Genomic DNA, 19,566 nt, shown 5'->3' with positions numbered 1-19,566 from the left:
AAAAATGGCACATCCTAAAAGAAGACAGTCAAAGACTCGTACCCTCAAAAGAAGAACTCATGATAAGGCAGTAGCTCCTACATTGGCAGTATGCCCTAACTGTGGCGCTTACTACGTATACCACACAGTATGTCCTACTTGTGGCTACTATCGTGGCAAGGTGGCTATCGTAAAGGAAGTTGCTGAATAATTAATTTTACCACGATGGGTAAGATAAACGCAATAATCACCGGCGTTGGCGGATACGTGCCTGACTATGTCCTCACCAATGAGGAGCTGTCGCGCATGGTGGACACCAGCGACGAGTGGATTATGACTCGTGTCGGCATCAAGGAACGTCACATCCTCACAGAAGAGGGTCTTGGTACGAGCTACATGGCGCGTAAGGCTGCCAAGGAGCTTATCAAGAAGACAGGTGTTGATCCCGACACTATCGACGCGCTCATCGTCACCACTACAACTCCTGACTATAAGTTCCCCTCTACAGCGTCCATCGTTCTGGGTAAATTAGGACTGAAGAACGCTTTCGCTTTCGACCTTGAGGCTGCATGCTGCGGATTCATCTATACGCTCGACGTTGCTGCTTCAATGATTCAGAGTGGTCGCTTCAAGAAGATTATCGTTATCGGTGCCGACAAGATGTCGTCACTCGTCGATTATCAGGACCGCTCCACTTGCGTGCTCTTCGGCGACGGTGCCGGAGCGGTGCTCTTGGAGGCAACAGAAGAGGAGAATGTCGGCGTTGTCAATTCGTACATGCGTACGGACGGCAAGGGTCTGCCCTTCCTTCACATGAAGGCAGGTGGCTCTGTTTGTCCTCCGTCGAAGTTTACGGTGGACCACCGTCTGCACTACCTCCACCAGGAGGGACGCACCGTGTTCCGTTATGCCGTGACCAACATGGGCGACGACGTTACAGAGGTGATGAAGATGAACAACCTTACTGTTGATGATGTCAACTGGGTGATTCCTCACGAGGCTAACCTCCGCATCATCGAGGCAGTGACCAAGCGTGTCGGTTTGCCTATGGATAAGGTGGTGGTGAACATCGAACGCTACGGCAATACAAGTGCCGCTACAATTCCTTTGGCATTGTGGGACCACGAGAAGAACCTGAAGAAGGGCGACAACGTCATCTTCACAGCTTTCGGCGCAGGCTTCGTTCACGGAGCTTCGTTCTATAAGTGGGCGTACGACGGCGCAGCCGTAAAGTAATCAGAAATCTATACAAGACACCTTTATAAAAAGAGGGTGTGTCAGAACGACAATCGTTTTGGCACACCCTCTTTGCTGTTTATAATCTTCTTCCTGCTTCGTCCACCAGTTCCTTTATCTGGTCGTTGAAGTCGCGCTCGGCGAGGAGAGTCTCTATGGTCAGATGCATACGATAGCGCCAGTAGTGTTTCGGGTTGGCGGGGATGTTGATGCGCTCGGCGTTGGCATCCTTCAGTCTGATGCTTTCGTCGATGGCGAGCCAGTCCTGTAGCGAGAGGATGCACAGCATGGAGGGAGAGGTCAGCTGGCGTGATATGATGTCGCGGGCGAGCCATCCGGGGAGCGGGTGAGGAGCGGCTCCGGCATGATAGAGCATGGAGTTGTAGAAGTCTTGCGTGCGTTCCTCGTCCTCGTCCCACCACTGGCGCAGCGTAGACATGTCGTGTGTGGAGACTGTACATACGGAACGGTAAGGATTGCGCGAGAGCTGGCCGAAGCGTACGTTCGGGTCCTTCGGCATCTGCTGTAGCTCAAGGCTAAGGATGCGAAGCTCCTGCATCACCCAGGGCACGCAGTCGGGCACCATGCCGAGGTCCTCACCGCAGACCAGCATACGCGTTGCCTGCACCAGACGCGGCAGCTTCTTCATTGCCTCTGTATACCAGAAGTCGTTGTTGCGGCGATAATAGTAGTCGTTATACAGACGGTTGAAAGCGTCCTTGTCTTTATCCCACAGCGCCTCGTAGCGGCAGGTGGTCTGCGCTGTGATGCGCGGATGGAAGAGCTTTGGGTTCTGACGGTCGCGGATGAAGAGCACGTCCTGCACGAGCTTATACAGTCCTTCTCGCAGCTTTATGTCCTTCTCCGACGTTTTCTCCTTGAACACAGCCTCAATCTTACGCTCCGTATCATATTCAGGCTTAAGCTTATAGAGGTCGTCACGGTCAGCTTCGAGGTAAGTATTGACAACCTCTTCAGCCAATTCTCCAAACAAACTGTCCACCACCCAACGGGCTATGAACGGGCGTGTGAACGCTTCCTCCTGGAAGTGCAGTCCGTAACTCTCAATCTCTTCGCACGTCATGCCGAGAACCGGCTGGAACTGTCCGAGCAGACCATGCACGCATTCGGTTGGTATTGCCCAGATGCGGAAGAAGCCGAGAATGTGGTCGATGCGGTAAGCGTCGAAATACTTCTGCATGTTCTGGAATCGTCTTTCCCACCATTTACATCCGTCGCCGATCATCCGCTCCCAGTTGTATGTGGGGAATCCCCAGTTCTGACCATTGGCAGAGAAAGCGTCTGGCGGAGCGCCCGCCTGTGAGTCGAGGTGGAAATATTCGGGTTCGTGCCACACGTCGCAGCCGTTGCGGTTGACGCCGATGGGGATGTCGCCCTTCAGAATCACGCCGCGAGCCTTGGCATACTCGTGAGCCGAGCGCATCTGACGGTCGAGGATGTACTGCACGAAATAGAAGAAAGCCACGTCCTTGTATGCCTTCGAGCTTGGGTCTGACAAAGGTTTGCGGTCAGCCTCGTCCCACTGCTTGTGGTCGAGCCATGTATTGAAGAGGCACGAGCCGTACTTGTCGCGCAGATAGCAGAACTGTGCGTAAGGCACCAGCCAGTGCTGGCTCTCCTCGAAGAACTCCTTGAAGTCGTCCGAAGCAAGCATCTCCTTTCCCTCCTGCTGGAAGAGAAGGAGCAGATAGCGCAGCTTGGCGTTGTTGACACGCTCATAATCAATCTGCGGCAGAGCGTTCAGCTCCTCGCGTAACATCTCGAAACGGTCAGCCTCCACCTTGTCCTTGAGCTGTGGCAGCTGACGCAAGTCGGCATACTGCGGGTGCAGGGCATAGATGCTGATGCAGGAATAAGGATAAGAGTCGGTCCAGGTGTGTGTGGACGTGCTGTCGTTGATGGGCAATACCTGCAGCACGCGCTGATGAGTCTTAGCCACCCAGTCAATCATAAGCTTCAGGTCGCCGAAGTCGCCCACGCCGTAGCTGCCTTCCGAACGCAGCGAGAATACGGGGATGAGCGTGCCAGCCACCTTCTCGTCGCAAAGCGCGAAGAACGCCTGGTCGAGCACAGCCACGTGAGCTTCACCCTCGTTCATAGTTGGAATGTCGAGCATGCGGTTTTCGCAAGTCTCCCAAAGTTCGTCGCCCTTGTCGTCGAACGCCACGAACTTAAACTCCATCTTCATATCCTCAGCCTCTACCTCGTTCACGTTGCTTGCCTTCTTGTTGCGCTGCAAGGTTCTGTAGTAGGGAGTGCGCTTCAAGGCTTCTATACGCTTGGCGTGCTGCAAAGCCACAAGGCTGTCAACGTCGATGTCCACCATCCATTCGTTATGGTTCTGCTCAGTCATAGGAATCGCCTTGGTAAGGTCCCAGTTGCCGAGGAAATCGCCTGCACCCAATAAGGTCAGACGGCTTCCTATGCGGAGCTGCGGAGCACGCACCACCAATCTGAGGACGCGTGGCAGGTCAGTGGGCGTTACCTTTCCCTCAGCGCGTCGGTTGACGCAGTCGGTGAATGCCGAGCTGTAGAGATAAGTGTCGCAGGGGATATCGTGCCATCGGTCATGCACGACGTATCGTTTGGCGGCAGTGGCGTTAAGATATAGCAGATGCTTCATCATCTTCCATTCTGTTCGCTTTATGCCGCGATAGTTTCTCACACTATAGTAGTAGCTTACCTTTGTGGTGTCTTCCGGGACGTCAATGTCGCACGACCAGTTGAGGCCGTCGCGCGTGAACATCAGTACGCTGTCCGCAGACTCGTCCTGACCTTCCACGTTCAGCAGAAGTTCTTCTCCAAAGGCAGTCTTGTATTGGATGTCGAAATAGATTTTCATGTTAGTTTAGTTAGTTCTAAATGCAAAATTAAGAAAATAATCATATAAACCTATAAAGGTTGATGCTATTTTTTAAAAAGTTAGGCTTAATCCTATATAATTATGTAAAAGTTGGTTTAAAGCGACCATAAGGCAAAAAAAATACGTAACTTTGCATAACATTATATACCTTACCACATTATAAATAAACAACCACTTATATTACTAACAATCATAAAATCAACCCAGCTATGAAGAAATTGTCATTTCTTTTCTTTCTTCTCGTAGCAAGCATAACGGCGTTTGCCGCTAATGTGACTGCGGGCAAGAAGGCTGCTCCGTTGCGTGCCGCCGCCAAGATGCCGACGTTCTGCAGCGAGACGGACGCCAATCCGCAGTATTACATCGTGACGTTCAATCGTTCGGGAACGTGCATGAGTGAGAGCACCAACGGCACGGACAACTGCATCCGACTCTATAACTCCACTGGCGACGCTTCGCAGCAGTGGAAGCTTGTGGGCACGCAGGACAACTTCCAGTTTGTCAACAAGAACGGCAATTATGCCGTTGTCAGCTCAGAGTCGATCTATACTTCTGAGGGAGGCACCAATCCCAACCCTATCCGCGCTTCTAAGTCGGCACAGCCTGGCGGCTACAAGCTCGTGGTAAGCAGCTGCATGGACAACGGTGCTGGCTTTGAGGTTATCGCAAACTCGAAGTCGGGCAACAACTACATGAATCTTTGGGGCGACCCGAGAGGTGGCAATACCATCGGCTTCTGGAAGGTTGGCGACCAGAACAACGTGGTGTCGTTCACCAATCCCGGTGCCATGAACGGCGCACTCGACTATAAGACAGTCGGCGTAACGGGATATTCACCCACCAACATGCTCACCCTCTGGTATGACGAGCCAGCCACAACAGCACAGCTTTACAGCGGCGGACAGGGCTACAGCAACTGGATGGAGTATGCATTGCCCATCGGTGACGGACAGTTCGGAGCCAGTCTCTTCGGCGGTGCCTATAAGGACGAAATCCAGTTTAACGAGAAGACCCTTTGGTCAGGAACTGCAGCACGTTCGCCCTACGGCGGTAAGGGATATGGCAAGTATGAGAACTTCGGCTCGGTCTTTGCCGAGGACCTCAGCGGATGCTGCGGCACAACAGCCGAGACAGCCGCTACGGGATATCTCCGTCAGCTGGATCTGACCACAGCAACCGGACTCACACAGTTCACTTCTCCCGAGGGCGTCACCTATACCCGTCAGTATATCGCCTCAAATCCGGCTCGCGTCGTAGCCGCTCACTACGCAGCTGACGCCAAGGGCAAGATAAGCATGCGCTTCACTCTCGTTCCAGGATCCGTGCTTACAAGCAACGTGACATACGAGAACGAGGAGGCTAAGTTTAACGGCAAGCTGGATCTCGTCAGCTATAGCGCCGTCATGAAGGTCATCCCCAATGGTGGAACAGTGGAGACAACGGAGGAAGGCATCACCGTAACAGACGCTGACGAAGTGCTCGTCATCCTCGCAGGTGGCACCGACTACGACATCTCTTCACCCACATACATCGCCAACACCTCTTCACTCGTCTCAGACATCGAGGCTCGTGCTACGGCAGCAGCCGACAAGGGATGGAGAGCACTCTATGACGAACACCTCGCAGACTACGCTTCACTCTTCGGACGTCTGGACTTCCATCTTGACGGAACAGCCAATACGCTGCCCACCAACAAGCTTATCGACACATACAACAGCGGCAACGGCGACAATGCCCTTATGCTGGAGCAGCTCTATTTTGCCTACGGACGTTATCTGGAGATAGCCTCTTCACGCGGCGTTGACCTCCCGTCTAACCTTCAGGGCATCTGGAGCAATATGGTGCAGCCGGCATGGAACGCCGACATCCACTCTAATATCAACGTGCAGATGAACTACTGGCCGGCTGAACCGACCAATCTCAGCGAGATGCACCTGCCGTTCCTCAACTACATCTGGAACCTCGCAGAGAACCACACCGAATGGAAGCAGTGGGCACAGATGCAGGGACAGGACCGTGGTTGGACCTGCTTCACGGAGAACAACATCTTCGGCGGCGTAAGCTCGTTCAAGAACAACTACGTCATTGCCAACGCGTGGTACGCCTCACACCTCTGGCAGCACTATCGCTATACGCTCGACCGTGACTATCTGAAGCGCGTATTCCCTGCAATGCTCTCTGCATCACAGTTCTGGATGGACCGTCTGATATTGGCTTCCGACGGCACTTACGAGACTCCTGACGAGTGGTCGCCGGAGCACGGACCCGACGCCGAGAACGGTGTGGCTCACGCACAGCAGCTCGTTTACGATCTCTTCGACAATACTCTCAAGGCCATTGACGTACTTGGCGACGACGCTAACGTCACAGAAACAGACCTTGCCGACCTTAAGACAAAGTTCGCGAAGCTGGACAACGGTCTGCATACCGAGACATACACGGGCAACTGGGGCTCAGACCGCATTGCCTCTGGCACGCAGATTTTGCGCGAATGGAAGTACAGCCGCTATACTGCCACCACCGAAGGCCGCGACCACAGACACATGTCGCACCTGATGTGCCTCTATCCGTTCTCTCAGGTGGAGCCAGGAACAGAGCTTTTTGACGCTGCTGTCAACTCACTCCGCCTCCGTGGCGACGGCGCAACGGGATGGTCAATGGGATGGAAAATAAATCTTTGGGCACGTGCCCTTGACGGCGACCATGCCCGTAAGATTCTTAACAACGCCCTCCGCCACAGCAATGGCGACGCAGGTGTGTTCTATAACCTCTTCGATTCGCACGCTCCGTTCCAGATTGACGGCAACTTCGGTGCTTGCGCTGGTATGGCTGAGATGCTCATGCAGAGCAACAGCGGCACCATCCGCATCCTCCCCGCACTGCCTTCTGCATGGAAGACCGGACACATCGACGGCATGAAGGCTGTAGGCGACTTCACTGTAAGCATCCAGTGGAAGAACAACAAGCCCACTCTTGTGACCATCACAAGCAATCAGGGACAGACAGCTCCGCTCGTCTGCGAGGGTATTGGCAATGCAAAGGTGTACGTGAACGACGTGCTTACTACCGATTTTGCTTTCGATTCTACAGACCAGACCACTCTCTCAGGCGAGGCTGGCACCGTGTATGTGTTTGACTTCGAGGGCACATACAATCCGCCTACAGCCATCGACCGCATCGAGAACGAGGTGAAGGGCAACGGACAAACCTATAATCTCCAGGGTCAGAAGGTAGGCAAGAACTATCGCGGAATCGTAATACGTAACGGAAAGAAAACAGTAAACAAGTAGACCTTGTCTACTAAAAACGAACTATGAGAATAAACTATTTGATTGGAACCGCCACTATTGCCGCTCTGCTTTTCGGCAATGTGGCTATGGCGCAGAAGAAGGAGGCGCGCAAGTCAGCGCCCCGCGCCCAGCAGACAGCCTCCGGACCTAACCGCACCATGCCCCTCAAGACGGTGCCGAAGGTTTCGACTGAGGCTCCGTTTGACGAGTCATGGGTGGAGAACGAGAAGGTGTTTGAGCACTGGAAGCAGAAGGCTCACGCCACGTTCATCCCTTATTCGTCTACAGCACTTATGCAGAAGGATGACTGCTACAGATTCCCTTGGCTCGAGCCGAAGCACGCTGACGTGCTCTCTCTCAACGGCGACTGGAAATTCCATTACACAGCGGACCGCAGTAAAGGTCGTCCAGGCAAGGACGACTTCTATGCTGACAACGCTGACGTGTCGGGTTGGGACAACATCCGTGTGCCGCTCAACTGGGAAATGGCTGGTTATGACGTGCCCGTATATAACAATGTGGGCTATCCTTTCCACAACAATCCACCGTTCATAAAGGCGTTTGACGACAACTTCGACAAGAATCCGGTGGGTTCGTATCGCCGCAACTTCACTCTTCCTGAGAACTGGAAGGACGGTCGCCGCGTGTTTATCCACTTCGACGGAGCTTGCAGTGCCATCGTGGTATGGGTGAACGGACAGTACGCAGGTTACTCGCAGGGCGCCAATACGGATGCCGAGTTCGACGTTACCAACTATGTACGCAAGGGAGAGAACAACGTGTCTGTACGCGTATACCGCTGGTCGGACGGTTCGTATCTCGAAGGTCAGGACATGTGGCACCTCGCAGGTATCCACCGCGACGTATATCTGGTGTCAACTCCGCGCACCTTCGTCTTCGACCATTACATCACATCTACGCTTGATGCAGCCAGCAAGTACACAGAGGGTTCGCTCAATGTGGCTCTGACCGTCAACAATCCGATGTATGACAAGGTGACGAAAAACCTTGAGGTGGAGCTTCTCGACGCTAATGACAAGCTCGTCGCAAGCCAGAATGTTCAGGCTGTGATGACAGCAAAGGACTCTCACAAGACGTTCAACGTAAAGATGGAAGGTCTGAAGGGACTGACACCTTGGTCGTCAGAGAATCCTTATCTCTACACCGTCGTAGTGCGCCAGAAGCAGGGCGACAAGGAAGAGATGGTATTCTCAACGAAGTATGGTTTCCGTTCTGTAGAGCAGCGCGGCAATCTTATCTACGTGAACGGCGAGCGCGTCTTCTTCAAGGGTGTGAACACGCAGGACATCCATCCTCTCCTCGGTCACGCCATTGACACCGAGACAATGCTTAAGGACGTGGTGCTGATGAAGCAGGCTAACGTCAATACCGTTCGTACAAGCCACTATCCGCGTCAGCCGCGTATGTACGCCATGTTCGATTACTACGGCCTCTACTGCATGAATGAGGCTGATGTGGAGTGCCATAACAACCAGTCGCTCTCTGACACTCCGTCTTGGGAGGATGCTTACGTGGACCGCACCGAACGTATGGTGCTCCGCGACCGCAACCATCCGAGCGTGGTGTTCTGGTCGTTGGGTAACGAGTCGGGTGGCGGACAGAACTTCCAGGCTACATACGACTGCGTGAAGCGTCTGCTTCCGGGTCGTGACAACTTCGTACACTACGAGGGCTACAACCACGGCGAGAAGTATTCTGACTTCGGTTCGGACATGTATCCGAAGGTGGAGAAGGTCATCGAGCAGAGCAGCGGTCTGCACGGCAAGCCTTACTTTATCTGCGAGTATGCACATGCAATGGGTCAGGCTGTTGGCAACCTTCAGGAATACTGGGACGTTATAGAGAAGAGCACGGGCATCGTGGGTGGCTGTATCTGGGACTGGGTGGACCAGGGTATCTACGATACACGTCGCATCAAGGAGCACAAGCCTCTTGTTGACAGCAAGACAGGTCTTCACTATTATACTTCAGGTTATGATTACACACGCATGAATCGTGGTGACAATGGATTCCAGGGCGACTTCATGTCCAACGGTATCATCACTCCGGGACGTGAATGGACAGCCAAGCTTGAGGAGGTGAAGTACGTATATCGCGACGCCGACTTTGTTGGCTTCAAGAACCATAAGCTCACTCTTAAGAACAAGAGCGCATTCACCAACCTTGCTGATGCCTATACATTGACATACCGCATACTTGCTGACGGCAAGGAGGTGGAGAAGGGTGCTGCTGCAGTTCCTTCATGCCAGCCTGGCGCAACATGCGAGGTGGACATCCCTTACACAACAGCCGTAAGCGCTGACAAGGAGTATGTGGTGGAGCTTAGCCTTAATCTCAAGAACAACGCTTCATGGGCTAAGAAGGGCTATTCAATGGTGGCAACACAGTTTAAGCTTGGTGCTGACGCTGCTGTAGCAAGCGTTCCCGTTGCTGACCCGACATTCGTAGAGCAGCCCCACGGCACTCTGCCCGTTATCGGCAAGCTGAAGGGTAAGCTGAAGATTGAGGGTCGCAAGGTTGTCGGTAAGAACTTCGCCATCAGCTTCGCAGAGAACGGAACAATAGCAGATTGGACATTCAACGGCAAGCAGATTGTAATGCCTGAGGCTGGTCCCGACTTCAACGGTTTCCGCCGTATCGCCAACGACAACATCTCACTCGGCGCAACCGGTGGTGTAGCAGAGAACGAGAACAAGGAAGAAGGTGCCATCTCTGGTCAGAAGCATCTCGTAAAGGCTCCGACAAAGCAGGGCAAGAACGTTGTTGTGGAGACCACAGTGGGCAACGGCAAGGACACACACGCCATCGTATATACCATCTATCCTAATGGAGTGGTGGACATGAAGGTGACATTCGAGAACTCGTCTGTAGACACTCGTCGTGTCGGTATCACCATGCAGTTCGCTCCGGGTATGGAGAATGTGGAGTATTACGCCAAGGGTCCGTGGTCAAACTACATCGACCGTCAGCGCAGCTCAATGCTCGGCAGGTATACAACAACCGTAGATGGCATGTTTGAGGAGCAGAGTGCTCCGCAGACAATGGGCGATCGTCAGGGCTTGCGCAACCTGAAGTTGTCTGGCAACGGCACGTCTCTCGACATTACCGTAGAGGGAATGCTCGCATTCTCGCTCTCTCACGTAGATGACCAGCAGTTCAATTATGACGTCTTCTACGGCGGCAAGCATCCTTACGACCTCACACGCAGCCCGCAGGTGTTCGCTCACTTCGACATCTGGCAGCGTGGCATCGGTAACCACTCATGCGGCGGCGACTCTTGTCTCCCGCAGTATCAGGTCCCAACCGGCAAGCACGTCGTAACAATGAGATTTGCTCCGAAGGCAGAGTAAGGGGATAGGCGCTCTAGACGCTCTGGCTTTTCTAGCTTTTCTAGAGTTTCTAGATGTTCTAGACTTTATAGGCTTTCTAGATTATCTAGGCCTTTCTATGATAATAAAAAAAAGCAGAGCTTTAACTTTCTATGGTTAAAGCTCTGCTTTTTTCGTATGCTGCTTTTCCTTATCCTCTTATTTCTTCACTCCCATATTCCACAGCGTAAAGCTCAGGAGGTCGGCCTGTTCCTGGAGGCGCTTTGCCAGTGGCTTGCCTCCGCCGTGACCGGCGTTGACGCCGATGCTGATAAGGACCGGTGCCTTTCCTGCCTGACATTCCTGCAGACGAGCAGCGAACTTGAACGAGTGGGCTGGAACCACACGGTCGTCGTGGTCGGCTGTGGTGACGAGGGTGGCGGGATAGCTTACGCCTGGCTTCAATGTGTGGAGCGGCGAGTAAGCCTTGAGATATTCGAACATCTCCTTCGAGTCCTCCGATGTGCCGTAGTCAGGTGCCCAGTTCCAACCGATTGTGAACTTATGGTATCTGAGCATATCCATAACGCCTACTGCGGGCAGACACACCTTGTAGAGGTCAGGACGCTGCGTCATGCAGGCTCCTACGAGCAGACCGCCGTTGCTACCGCCTTGGATGGCGAGATAGTCCTTCGATGTATAGCCCTTATTGATGAGCAGTTCGGCTGCTGCAATGAAGTCGTCAAAGACGTTCTGCTTCTGCAATTTCGTTCCAGCCACATGCCATTCCTCGCCGTACTCTCCGCCACCACGCAGAACTGCATGCACGTAAATGCCACCGCGCTCCATGAAGGGAATGTAGTTAGAGAGGAAGAAGGGATTGTATGAGAGGTTGAAACCGCCGTAACCGTAGAGCAAGAGTGGATTCTTGCCGTTCATCTTCAGTCCTTTCTTATAGGTGATGAAGATGGGAGCACGTGTTCCGTCCTTCGACGTGTAGAACACCATCTCTGTCTTGTAGTCCTGCGAACGGAACGACGTCTTCGGCGCTGCCCAGACCTTGCTCGTACCCTCCGTCATGTCATAGCTGTAGACAGTGGAAGGAGTGGTGTATGACGTGAATGAATAATAAACCTCCTTCTGTCCTCGCTTGCCGCTTGCGCTGACCGAACCGTATGTCGGCAGCTCTATCTCCGAGAGTCGCTTGCCGTCCAGAGAGTAGACATAGAGCTGGTGGCAGTTGTCCTTCATGTATTTCAGAATCATGCGGTCGCCGGCGAAAGTCACTCCGTCAAGCACGCTCTCGCTCTCCGCCACCACTTCTTTCCAGTCGCCATATCCCGGCTTGTTGATGTCAGCCACCATCAGTCGGTAACGTGGTGCGTCGGCATTGGTAAGGATATACATCTTGCCGTCAATGGTCTGCACGGGATTATAGATATAGTCTGCATTGGCGCACATCTGTATGAACTGCGAGTTGGGCTGCTTCAAGTCGCGGACGAAGAGGTTATTGCCGTTCGCCATACCAGCCTCGGTCAGGTACATTACCGTTTCGTCGCGGTCGATACTTACGCTATAGAAGCGCAGCGGCTGCGTAGGGTTCTGATAGAACAGGCGGTCTTCGCTCTGCGGCGTACCGATCTTGTGGTAATAAATCTTCTGCACAGAGTTCTTAGCCGATGTTTCCTTTCCCTTCTCAGGAGCATCGTATGCGCTATAATAGAATCCGTCGCCGAGCCATTCGGCACCCGTAAACTTCGCCCAGACAATATGGTCGTCAAGCACTTTGCCCGTCTGACAGTCCTTCACGTAAATTTCCTCCCAGTCCGAACCGTTACGCGAAATCACGTAAGCCATATAGCGTCCGTCGTGTGAGAAGTGGGTTCCCTTCAGCGCCACCGTACCGTCTGCGCTAAGCGTATTCGGGTCAAGCCAGACGCGCTGCTGGTCTTCCTTTGCATCCGGGCTATCCATCTGATAGAGCACAAACTGGTTTTGCAGTCCGTTGTTACGGTATACATACCACTTGCCGTGCTGCTCGAACGGCATACCGATTTTCTCGTAATTGGCAGTCTCCTTCAGTCGCTTCAGGATAGACTTGCGGAGCGGGATGCGGTCGATATACTTACGTGTGACGGCGTTCTCTGCCTCCACCCACTGCGCCGTTTCGCGGCTTGTGTCGTTCTCCAACCATCGGTACGGGTCGGCAACCTTCTCGCCGAAATACTCGTCCACGACATTGTCCTTCCGCGTCTGCGGATATTTCACGTCCTGCGCCTGCACCATTGTGGAGGCAAGCAAGGCAGAGGCTGTTATAGAAAAGAATAATCTTTTGTTCATTTATTTTAGTTTTTCTATTTCTTCTTCAGTTAGTCCAGTATAACGCATTATCTTCGCCATCGGCTCGCCGTCCTCAAGCATCATTTTGGCAATATCGAGCTGCCTCTGCATCATGCCTTCCGCCCGACCTTTTGCCAACCCTTTTTCCTCTCCTAACATGACAGCTCCTTCGAGCGTGGCATGATAGTCGCGCAGCACTTTCAAGCTCTCGTCGTATTTCTCTCGCTCGTCCTTGCTTAAGGCGGCAATGTCTGTTATCTCGGAGAGCTTCTTGAATACAGCATTGCGCGCCTGGAACGGCATTCTTTCAAATGTACTCATGTTCTTAAGGATATAAATCCAACGTTCAAAATCGTTTTCACATTCATCCTCTTCGTTCTTGGTGAAAAGAGGAAGCATCAAGTAGATGAATCGCAAGCGGTCGGAAAATACCGTCTTGTCCTTCATGTCCATAAGGGCGATGTCCGTACGAAACTTTGTCGGAGTATGCGCCCCTACATCGTAGTTGAGCAGGCATACCGTATAGACCGGAGCCAGACGATAGTCCCACTTGATATGTGTGTCGCTGACCGTGCCCTTTACGCCTTGATTTACAATGTCGCGTGAGGCGTAGTATATGGATCGGTCCGTAAAGAAGGGCTGGTAACGGTTCTGCATTTCCACGATAATATGCTCTCCCTTGTCGGTTGAGCAGTAGATGTCGTAGATGATGCCACGCATATCAGCCGCTTCCGGCTGTTGTTCTTTGTCCTTGAAGACGAGGTCAGTGATGTGATGCTCGCCGTCAAGGAGATCGTTAAGAAACTTTATCAACAAGTCCTTGTTGATTTCCTGACCAAAGATTTTCTTGAATCCCCAGTCAGAGAATGGATTAATGAATCTTGGCATAGATAGTAGTTGATGTTTGTGCAAATATACGAAAAATCCCCCAATGTGGGACGCTTCGTGCGAAAGATAATATCTTTTCGTTTCTGAAACGTCCCGCATTGGGGGATTATATAAAGTCTTCTTGTCTGAAAAATCCTTATCCGTAGATGATGTTTCCGTCGGCGTCGCGGTTCTCGTCGATGAACGACTTGTTGTACTGCGTCATGCCGCGGAGCGACATACCCATGCTTGAGAAGCCGCCGTCGTGGAAGAGAGTCTGCATGGTCACCTTGCGCGTGAGGTCAGAGAACATCACCACGCAGTAGTCGGCGCACTCGTCAGCGCTGGCATTGCCGAGCGGCGACATGCGGTCTGAGAAGTCGTAGAGGCCGTCGAAGCCCTTGATGCCGCTACCCGCTGTCGTGAATGTCGGCGACTGTGATATGGTGTTGATACGTACGCCCTTCTCGCGTCCGTAGATATAGCCGAAGCTACGGCAGATTGACTCGAGCAGCGACTTGGCGTCAGCCATGTCGTTATATCCGAAGAATGTACGGTGTGATGCGATGTAAGTAAGTGCGAGTACTGAAGCGCCGTCGCTCAGCGCGTCCAGCTTCTTGGCAGCCTGCAGCATCTTATGGAACGAGATGGCAGAGATGTCCAGTGTCTTGTTCAGGAAGTTGTAGTCCAGATCGTCGTAAGTGCGCTTCTTGCGCATGTTCACGCTCATTGCAACAGAATGGAGCACGAAGTCAATCTTGCCTCCGAGAGCCTCCTGAGCCTTCTCGAAGAGGTTGGTCAGATCCTCCACCGATGTCGCGTCGGCAGGGATAATGGTTGCGCCGGTCTTCTTAGCCAGCTCGTCGATGGTGCCCATACGGCATGCCACCGCTGTGTTAGTAAGCACAATCTGTGCTCCTTCCTCTACTGCGCGTTCCGCTACTTTCCACGCTATCGAAGCGTCATTCAATGCGCCGAATATTATACCGCGCTTTCCTTTCAATAAATTAAAAGACATAACTTTCTTATTTCGTTTATGTGATATTTCTTGCCTTAGGCGGTGCAAAGTTAATACATTTTCTGCACACAACGGCTACAATGTGTGCAAAAATGTATTCTTAAAGGGTAGATTTGTGTTCAAATTACCATTATAATTCATTTAAATATTACTTGGAGATAACAAAAATTAGTAGTATTTTTGCATTCGTATACTATAAACCTCTCACCAGATAACACGCTAAAAGCCTTATGCTAATCAGACGTTTTACATTATTATATAGCTCACCCCAAACTGCCCCCGTCCTGCTCTCACGATGCGGTCTTCTTGCCGTAACGTGTCTTGCCGTCGTGTTTCTCCTCACTTCTTGTCATTCTTCGCCTTCTCCCAGTCATCTTCAGGCTCTGCGCTCACATGCTGACAGCATTGTGGACGAGGTGGATGGTGAGCAAAGCCTCGACAGTCTTGTGAATGCGGCGGAGCGCAAGGGCGACCGCATGCTGGAGATGCGTGCACGCAAGAAGCTCGGACGCGTCTACCGCGAGGCCAACTTCTTCATCAAAGCCATCGACTGCCACACACGCGAACTCAAGCTGGCAGAGCAGCTCGGCGACACCATTGCTGCCGTTCAGGCGCTTAACAACATCGGCACCAACTTCCGACGCATGGGCATCCTTGATGAGGCTGTAGACTATCATTACCGCGGACTGCATCTCTGTGAGGAGTTCAGCCTTAAGGATGACAGCACGGCGCGTAAGAACCGTGTGATTTCGCTCAACGGCATCGGCAATATCTGCCTCACGCTCGGCGATACCGAAACAGCCGACTCCGTATTCAACGCTGCCCTCGAAGGCGAGAAGCGTCTTGGCAGCCATCTTGGTCAGGCCATCAATTACGCCAACCTCGGATCGCTCTACGAGCGTAACGGCCAGATAGACTCTGCCTGGACGTTCTATCGCCGATCTATGGAGCAGAACCGCCTGGCAAAGTCTGACCTCGGTATTTCGCTCTGCTACACCCACTTCGGACGACTCAACGAGAAGCAGGGTAGGAGGGCAGAGGCGATAGCCGAATATCGCAAGGCTTACGAAATAATGGCGCCGTCCGACGACCGCTGGCACACCATGGAACCGTGTCTGGCTTTGGCTGAAATCTATATCAAGATGGGCGACGATGCCACTGCCATGCAATACCTTGACACGGCAGACCGCCTGGCTCACGACCTTCATTCGCTGGAACACCAGTCGCAGATTGCCCGACTCTATTACGACATCTATAACCGCAAGGGCGACAGCCGTCAGGCGCTGCATTTCTATAAGATTTACAACGAGCTGGGCGACAGCGTATCGAGCGAGAAAAACATCATACACATGCAGAACATGCGTGTGCGCTACGAGCATGAGCAGCACCGCGCCGAGATAGAGTCAGTCAATCAGCAGTATCGTACGGAGCGCACGCTGAAGCGCCTTAGCTTCGCTGCCGGTATGCTGGTCATCATCCTCGCCGCCGTCATCGTGTGCTTCATGCTCTATGCTCTCCGTGCCCGTAAGCGCAAGCAGGAGGTGCAGCACCAGTTAGACGAGATGCGCCTCTCGTTCTTCACCAACATCACCCACGAGTTTCGCACCCCGCTGACCGTCATCCTCGGCTATTCACGCATGATGGAGGAGGGCAAGGTGCCGATGGGCGACATCACGCGAGTTGCTAATATGGTGTCGCGACAGGGCTCGCGCCTCCTCTCGCTCATCAATCAGCTCCTCGACATACAGAAGGTGAAGTCGGCTGTGGGTAAGTGCGACTGGCATCGTGGCGACGTGGTTCTCTTCCTCTCCAACATCATTGAGAGCCATCTCAACATGGCTCACTCTCGCGGCATCCGTCTGCTTTATGCGCCGAAGCAGCAGAAGGCGGTGTGTGACTTTGTGCCTGACTACGCACAAAAGGTGGTGTGCAATCTTGTCACCAACGCCATAAAGTTCTCGAAGGAGGGCAGCGAGGTGCTCGTGTCGCTCGATGTGGAGGACGATATGCTGCAGATGCGTGTGGCTGACTTCGGTAGCGGCATCTCGCAGGACGACCAGCAGCGCATCTTCGAGCCGTTCTATCAGACCGAGAGCGACAAGAAGAACGTCGGTTCGGGCGTCGGACTGGCGCTTGTCAAGCAGATAGTCAGTGCTCTTAACGGCAGCATAAGCCTCGTCAGTAAGGTGGGCGAGGGTTCGGTGTTCACCGTGCGCATTCCGGTGAAGGCACCGGAAGGAGTAGAGGTGAAGTCGTTGGAATCGCTTGGCTCCGTCCCCACGTCCATCCTCTTGAACGCCGAGAACGATGTCATGCCAGAAACAGACTGCTCTGACTCTATATCAGAAGCCGACGATGCCGACGACGACAATCCGTCCGACACCCGTCAGCTTGTCCTCATCGTAGAGGACAACGCTGATGTGGCAGAGTATATGACCATGCAGCTCAAGACTCGTTATCGCTTGGCAATAGCGCACGACGGCATGAAGGGCTTGGAGATGGCGACGCAGCTTGTGCCCGACATAATTGTCACGGACGTCATGATGCCCCGCATGGATGGCTACGAGCTTTGCCAGGCTGTCAAGCAGTCGGAAGTGCTCAATCACATCCCCGTCATCATGGTTACGGCAAAGACCTCGCAGGAGGACAAGCTTCGCGGCTTGCAGCTGGGAGTGGACGCATACATCTATAAACCCTTCGATGCGGAGGAACTGGCTGTAAGCGTAGGCAATCTTCTTGAGAAGAGCCGTATGCTTCGCGAGCGTTATATGCAGGCAGCTGCGGAGCACCAGCCCAATGCCGAGGCTGCCCTTCCTCCGCAAGACCGTGCCTTCATCGACCGTGTCAACACCATCGTGGACAAGGAGATGAACGAGGGCAATGTCACCGTCGACACCGTTGCTGTGGCTCTCTGCATGAGTTCGGCGCAGTTCCGCCGCAAGCTCACCGCCGTCTCCGGCACCACTCCAGCCGTCTACATCCGCACAAGGCAGATGCAGATGGCACAGCGTATTCTTGACAGCAATGCTGACCTCCCCATCAACGAGGTGGCCATGAAGTGCGGCTTCTACGACGTCTCTCACTTCACCCGCACCTTCAAGCTGGTGATGGGAGTGACGCCGACGCAGTATAAGAAGGGGTGAGAGAGTTAGGAATTACAGCTGATAATGCAAACATAGGAGGCTATGGCGTCTCGCCGTAGCCACGCACCCACGAACGCAGCCAATCTGGCATGAGCTGATTGGCGTTATTGTTAGGCAGGGCTTTGACAAGAACCTTCATCCACATACCGCTTATGCTTTTCGAGCCTTCGGCAATTCCTTTATGGTATATATGGTCTTATGAGAACAAGTTCTCACGCCCATATATGCCATAAATGAATGAGAGGCTTTCGCCTCTCTCGAAAAGCACAAGCGGAAAAACAAAGAAAAACACAAGGTTACATGAGGATGTAATAACTAAATAAATAGAGGGGAGACCTCCGCTACTGTGTAACCTTGTGTTTTTCTTATTTTGACATACCCTTATAAACCTTCTCATACTCCTCCTGCATCTTCCTAATTGAGAAATTCTGCTCGGCGAAAGTGGCGGCTTTGTCGGCTAATGCGTTGTGGTCGGCTGTGGGGAGGATGTCGCGGAAGAGATGGAGGTAGGCGTTGAGGCTGTTGTTGTCCACCATCAGGGGCCAATCCTCGGGAAGCGTGTCGCTCAAGCCTGGACAGCGGTTTGCAATGACGGGGAGACGGTTCATGCTTGCCTCCATTGACAGCATGCTCAGACCCTCAAACTCGGAAGGCATGAAGAGATAGTCGAAGGACGACATGAAGGAGGAGAGACCGAAGATGGGCTTGAGGATGGAAGTGTTGGCAAGTCCACCCAACCGTTCCTCCACCATCGGCATCATCGAACCGTCGCCGGCTATATGGAAATGATAACGCGGGTCGTTGGCAAGCGCACAGATGACGTCGCAGAGCACGGGGATGCCCTTTTGGGGCTCGAAGCGTCCAGCGAAGAGGATGTTCAGCTTGCTGTGGACAAGGCGCGGATAAATCTGCTGCTTTATTACGCTCACGCCGTTGTGGATGATGGGCGCATCGGCTCCGAAGCGTTGCTTATACGACTGGCATACCGAATCAGAGATGCCGATGTTGGCGTTATGGCGAATATAGTAGGGTTCGATAAGCGAGGCGATGGAAGGCAAACCGCTCCACAGACGAGTGTTGTGGATGGTACGCACGATGCGGGTGTGGCGAAGAAGACATGGGAAGATGCGCGAGAAGGCGTAAATACACATGTCGGGTGTCTCCGTGTGGACGTGTATGACGTCGGGATGCCAGCGCAGCATGATGTAGAGCATGCGCAGGGGGAAGAGAATGGCAGCTATGCGCTGGAAGACGAAGTGGAAATTGACGTCGGGCATAAGGGATCGATGACACACTACGCCGGCTTGCTTCATCTCGGTTATGAACTTATTGGTGTAAAGAGATTTGCCACGCATTATCTCTACAATATGATATTCCATGTCGGGCGTCTTCGACATGGCGATGTTGGCAGCCACACGTTCGGCGCCACCAAGATCGAAATGGGTGATAAGATGGAAAATTCTCATAAGTCTGTATAGTT

General features: G+C 53.0%; 10 protein-coding genes. 5 read left to right on the top strand and 5 right to left on the bottom strand.

Going from position 1 to position 19,566, the window contains the following annotated elements:
- Positions 1–4: 4 nt before the first annotated feature.
- Together rpmF and CHL74_RS05640 are read left to right on the top strand one after the other, a co-directional pair.
- On the top strand, positions 5–190 hold the full coding sequence (gene rpmF, locus CHL74_RS05645) for a 50S ribosomal protein L32 (protein WP_021993472.1): 186 nt from the start codon (positions 5–7) through the stop codon (positions 188–190).
- Positions 191–204: 14 nt separating this feature from the next.
- On the top strand, positions 205–1,215 hold the full coding sequence (locus CHL74_RS05640) for a beta-ketoacyl-ACP synthase III (protein WP_094880195.1): 1,011 nt from the start codon (positions 205–207) through the stop codon (positions 1,213–1,215).
- Positions 1,216–1,294: 79 nt separating this feature from the next.
- Here CHL74_RS05640 and CHL74_RS05635 read toward each other — a convergent pair whose 3' ends face one another.
- Positions 1,295–4,078: a 4-alpha-glucanotransferase gene (locus tag CHL74_RS05635; RefSeq protein WP_094880194.1), complete on the bottom strand. Its 2,784-nt coding sequence runs from the start codon at positions 4,076–4,078 to the stop codon at positions 1,295–1,297.
- 230 nt (positions 4,079–4,308) lie between these two features.
- On the opposite strand from CHL74_RS05635, the gene CHL74_RS05630 reads away from it, so the two are divergent.
- Together CHL74_RS05630 and CHL74_RS05625 are read left to right on the top strand one after the other, a co-directional pair.
- The gene (locus tag CHL74_RS05630) at positions 4,309–7,389 is read left to right on the top strand and encodes a glycosyl hydrolase family 95 catalytic domain-containing protein (protein ID WP_094880193.1); all 3,081 of its coding nucleotides are present in this window, start codon (positions 4,309–4,311) and stop codon (positions 7,387–7,389) included.
- A gap of 23 nt (positions 7,390–7,412) precedes the next feature.
- Positions 7,413–10,760: a glycoside hydrolase family 2 TIM barrel-domain containing protein gene (locus CHL74_RS05625; RefSeq protein WP_094880192.1), complete on the top strand. Its 3,348-nt coding sequence runs from the start codon at positions 7,413–7,415 to the stop codon at positions 10,758–10,760.
- 177 nt (positions 10,761–10,937) lie between these two features.
- On the opposite strand, the gene CHL74_RS05620 is transcribed toward CHL74_RS05625, so the two are convergent.
- From CHL74_RS05620 to CHL74_RS05610, 3 genes are all read right to left on the bottom strand, one after another.
- Positions 10,938–13,058 carry a prolyl oligopeptidase family serine peptidase gene (locus CHL74_RS05620; RefSeq protein ID WP_094880191.1) on the bottom strand — a complete coding sequence of 707 codons (2,121 nt, stop codon included), beginning with the start codon at positions 13,056–13,058 and terminating at the stop codon, positions 10,938–10,940.
- Entirely contained in the window at positions 13,059–13,946 is an 888-nt protein-coding gene (locus CHL74_RS05615; RefSeq protein WP_094880190.1) for an Rpn family recombination-promoting nuclease/putative transposase, read from the bottom strand.
- Between the two features lie 136 nt (positions 13,947–14,082).
- Positions 14,083–14,943, bottom strand: coding sequence for an enoyl-ACP reductase FabI (locus tag CHL74_RS05610; RefSeq protein ID WP_094880189.1), 861 nt, complete (start codon positions 14,941–14,943; stop codon positions 14,083–14,085).
- A gap of 230 nt (positions 14,944–15,173) precedes the next feature.
- Here CHL74_RS05610 and CHL74_RS05605 point away from each other — a divergent pair, with 230 nt between their 5' ends.
- A complete protein-coding gene (locus CHL74_RS05605; RefSeq protein ID WP_094880188.1) occupies positions 15,174–18,086 on the top strand; it encodes a hybrid sensor histidine kinase/response regulator transcription factor in 2,913 nt (970 codons plus the stop codon).
- Positions 18,087–18,451: 365 nt separating this feature from the next.
- Here the strand turns inward: CHL74_RS05605 and CHL74_RS05600 are convergent, their stop codons facing one another.
- The gene (locus tag CHL74_RS05600; RefSeq protein WP_094880187.1) at positions 18,452–19,552 is read right to left on the bottom strand and encodes a glycosyltransferase family 4 protein; all 1,101 of its coding nucleotides are present in this window, start codon (positions 19,550–19,552) and stop codon (positions 18,452–18,454) included.
- Between the last annotated feature and the right edge of the window lie 14 nt (positions 19,553–19,566).

The organism is Prevotella sp. 885, assembly GCF_002265625.1.
GTDB lineage: Bacteria > Bacteroidota > Bacteroidia > Bacteroidales > Bacteroidaceae > Prevotella.
Note: the sequence above shows the minus strand (reverse complement) of the source record. Positions and strands in the feature narration are given on the sequence as shown.

Excerpts from the sequence above, each read along its gene's own strand:
- rpmF (WP_021993472.1), top strand. The coding sequence starts at position 5 with ATGGCACATCCTAAAAGAAGACAGTCAAAGACTCGTACCCTCAAAAGA.
- CHL74_RS05640 (WP_094880195.1), top strand. The coding sequence starts at position 205 with ATGGGTAAGATAAACGCAATAATCACCGGCGTTGGCGGATACGTGCCT.
- CHL74_RS05635 (WP_094880194.1), bottom strand. The coding sequence starts at position 4,078 with ATGAAAATCTATTTCGACATCCAATACAAGACTGCCTTTGGAGAAGAA.
- CHL74_RS05630 (WP_094880193.1), top strand. The coding sequence starts at position 4,309 with ATGAAGAAATTGTCATTTCTTTTCTTTCTTCTCGTAGCAAGCATAACG.
- CHL74_RS05625 (WP_094880192.1), top strand. The coding sequence starts at position 7,413 with ATGAGAATAAACTATTTGATTGGAACCGCCACTATTGCCGCTCTGCTT.
- CHL74_RS05620 (WP_094880191.1), bottom strand. The coding sequence starts at position 13,058 with ATGAACAAAAGATTATTCTTTTCTATAACAGCCTCTGCCTTGCTTGCC.
- CHL74_RS05615 (WP_094880190.1), bottom strand. The coding sequence starts at position 13,946 with ATGCCAAGATTCATTAATCCATTCTCTGACTGGGGATTCAAGAAAATC.
- CHL74_RS05610 (WP_094880189.1), bottom strand. The coding sequence starts at position 14,943 with ATGTCTTTTAATTTATTGAAAGGAAAGCGCGGTATAATATTCGGCGCA.
- CHL74_RS05605 (WP_094880188.1), top strand. The coding sequence starts at position 15,174 with ATGCTAATCAGACGTTTTACATTATTATATAGCTCACCCCAAACTGCC.
- CHL74_RS05600 (WP_094880187.1), bottom strand. The coding sequence starts at position 19,552 with ATGAGAATTTTCCATCTTATCACCCATTTCGATCTTGGTGGCGCCGAA.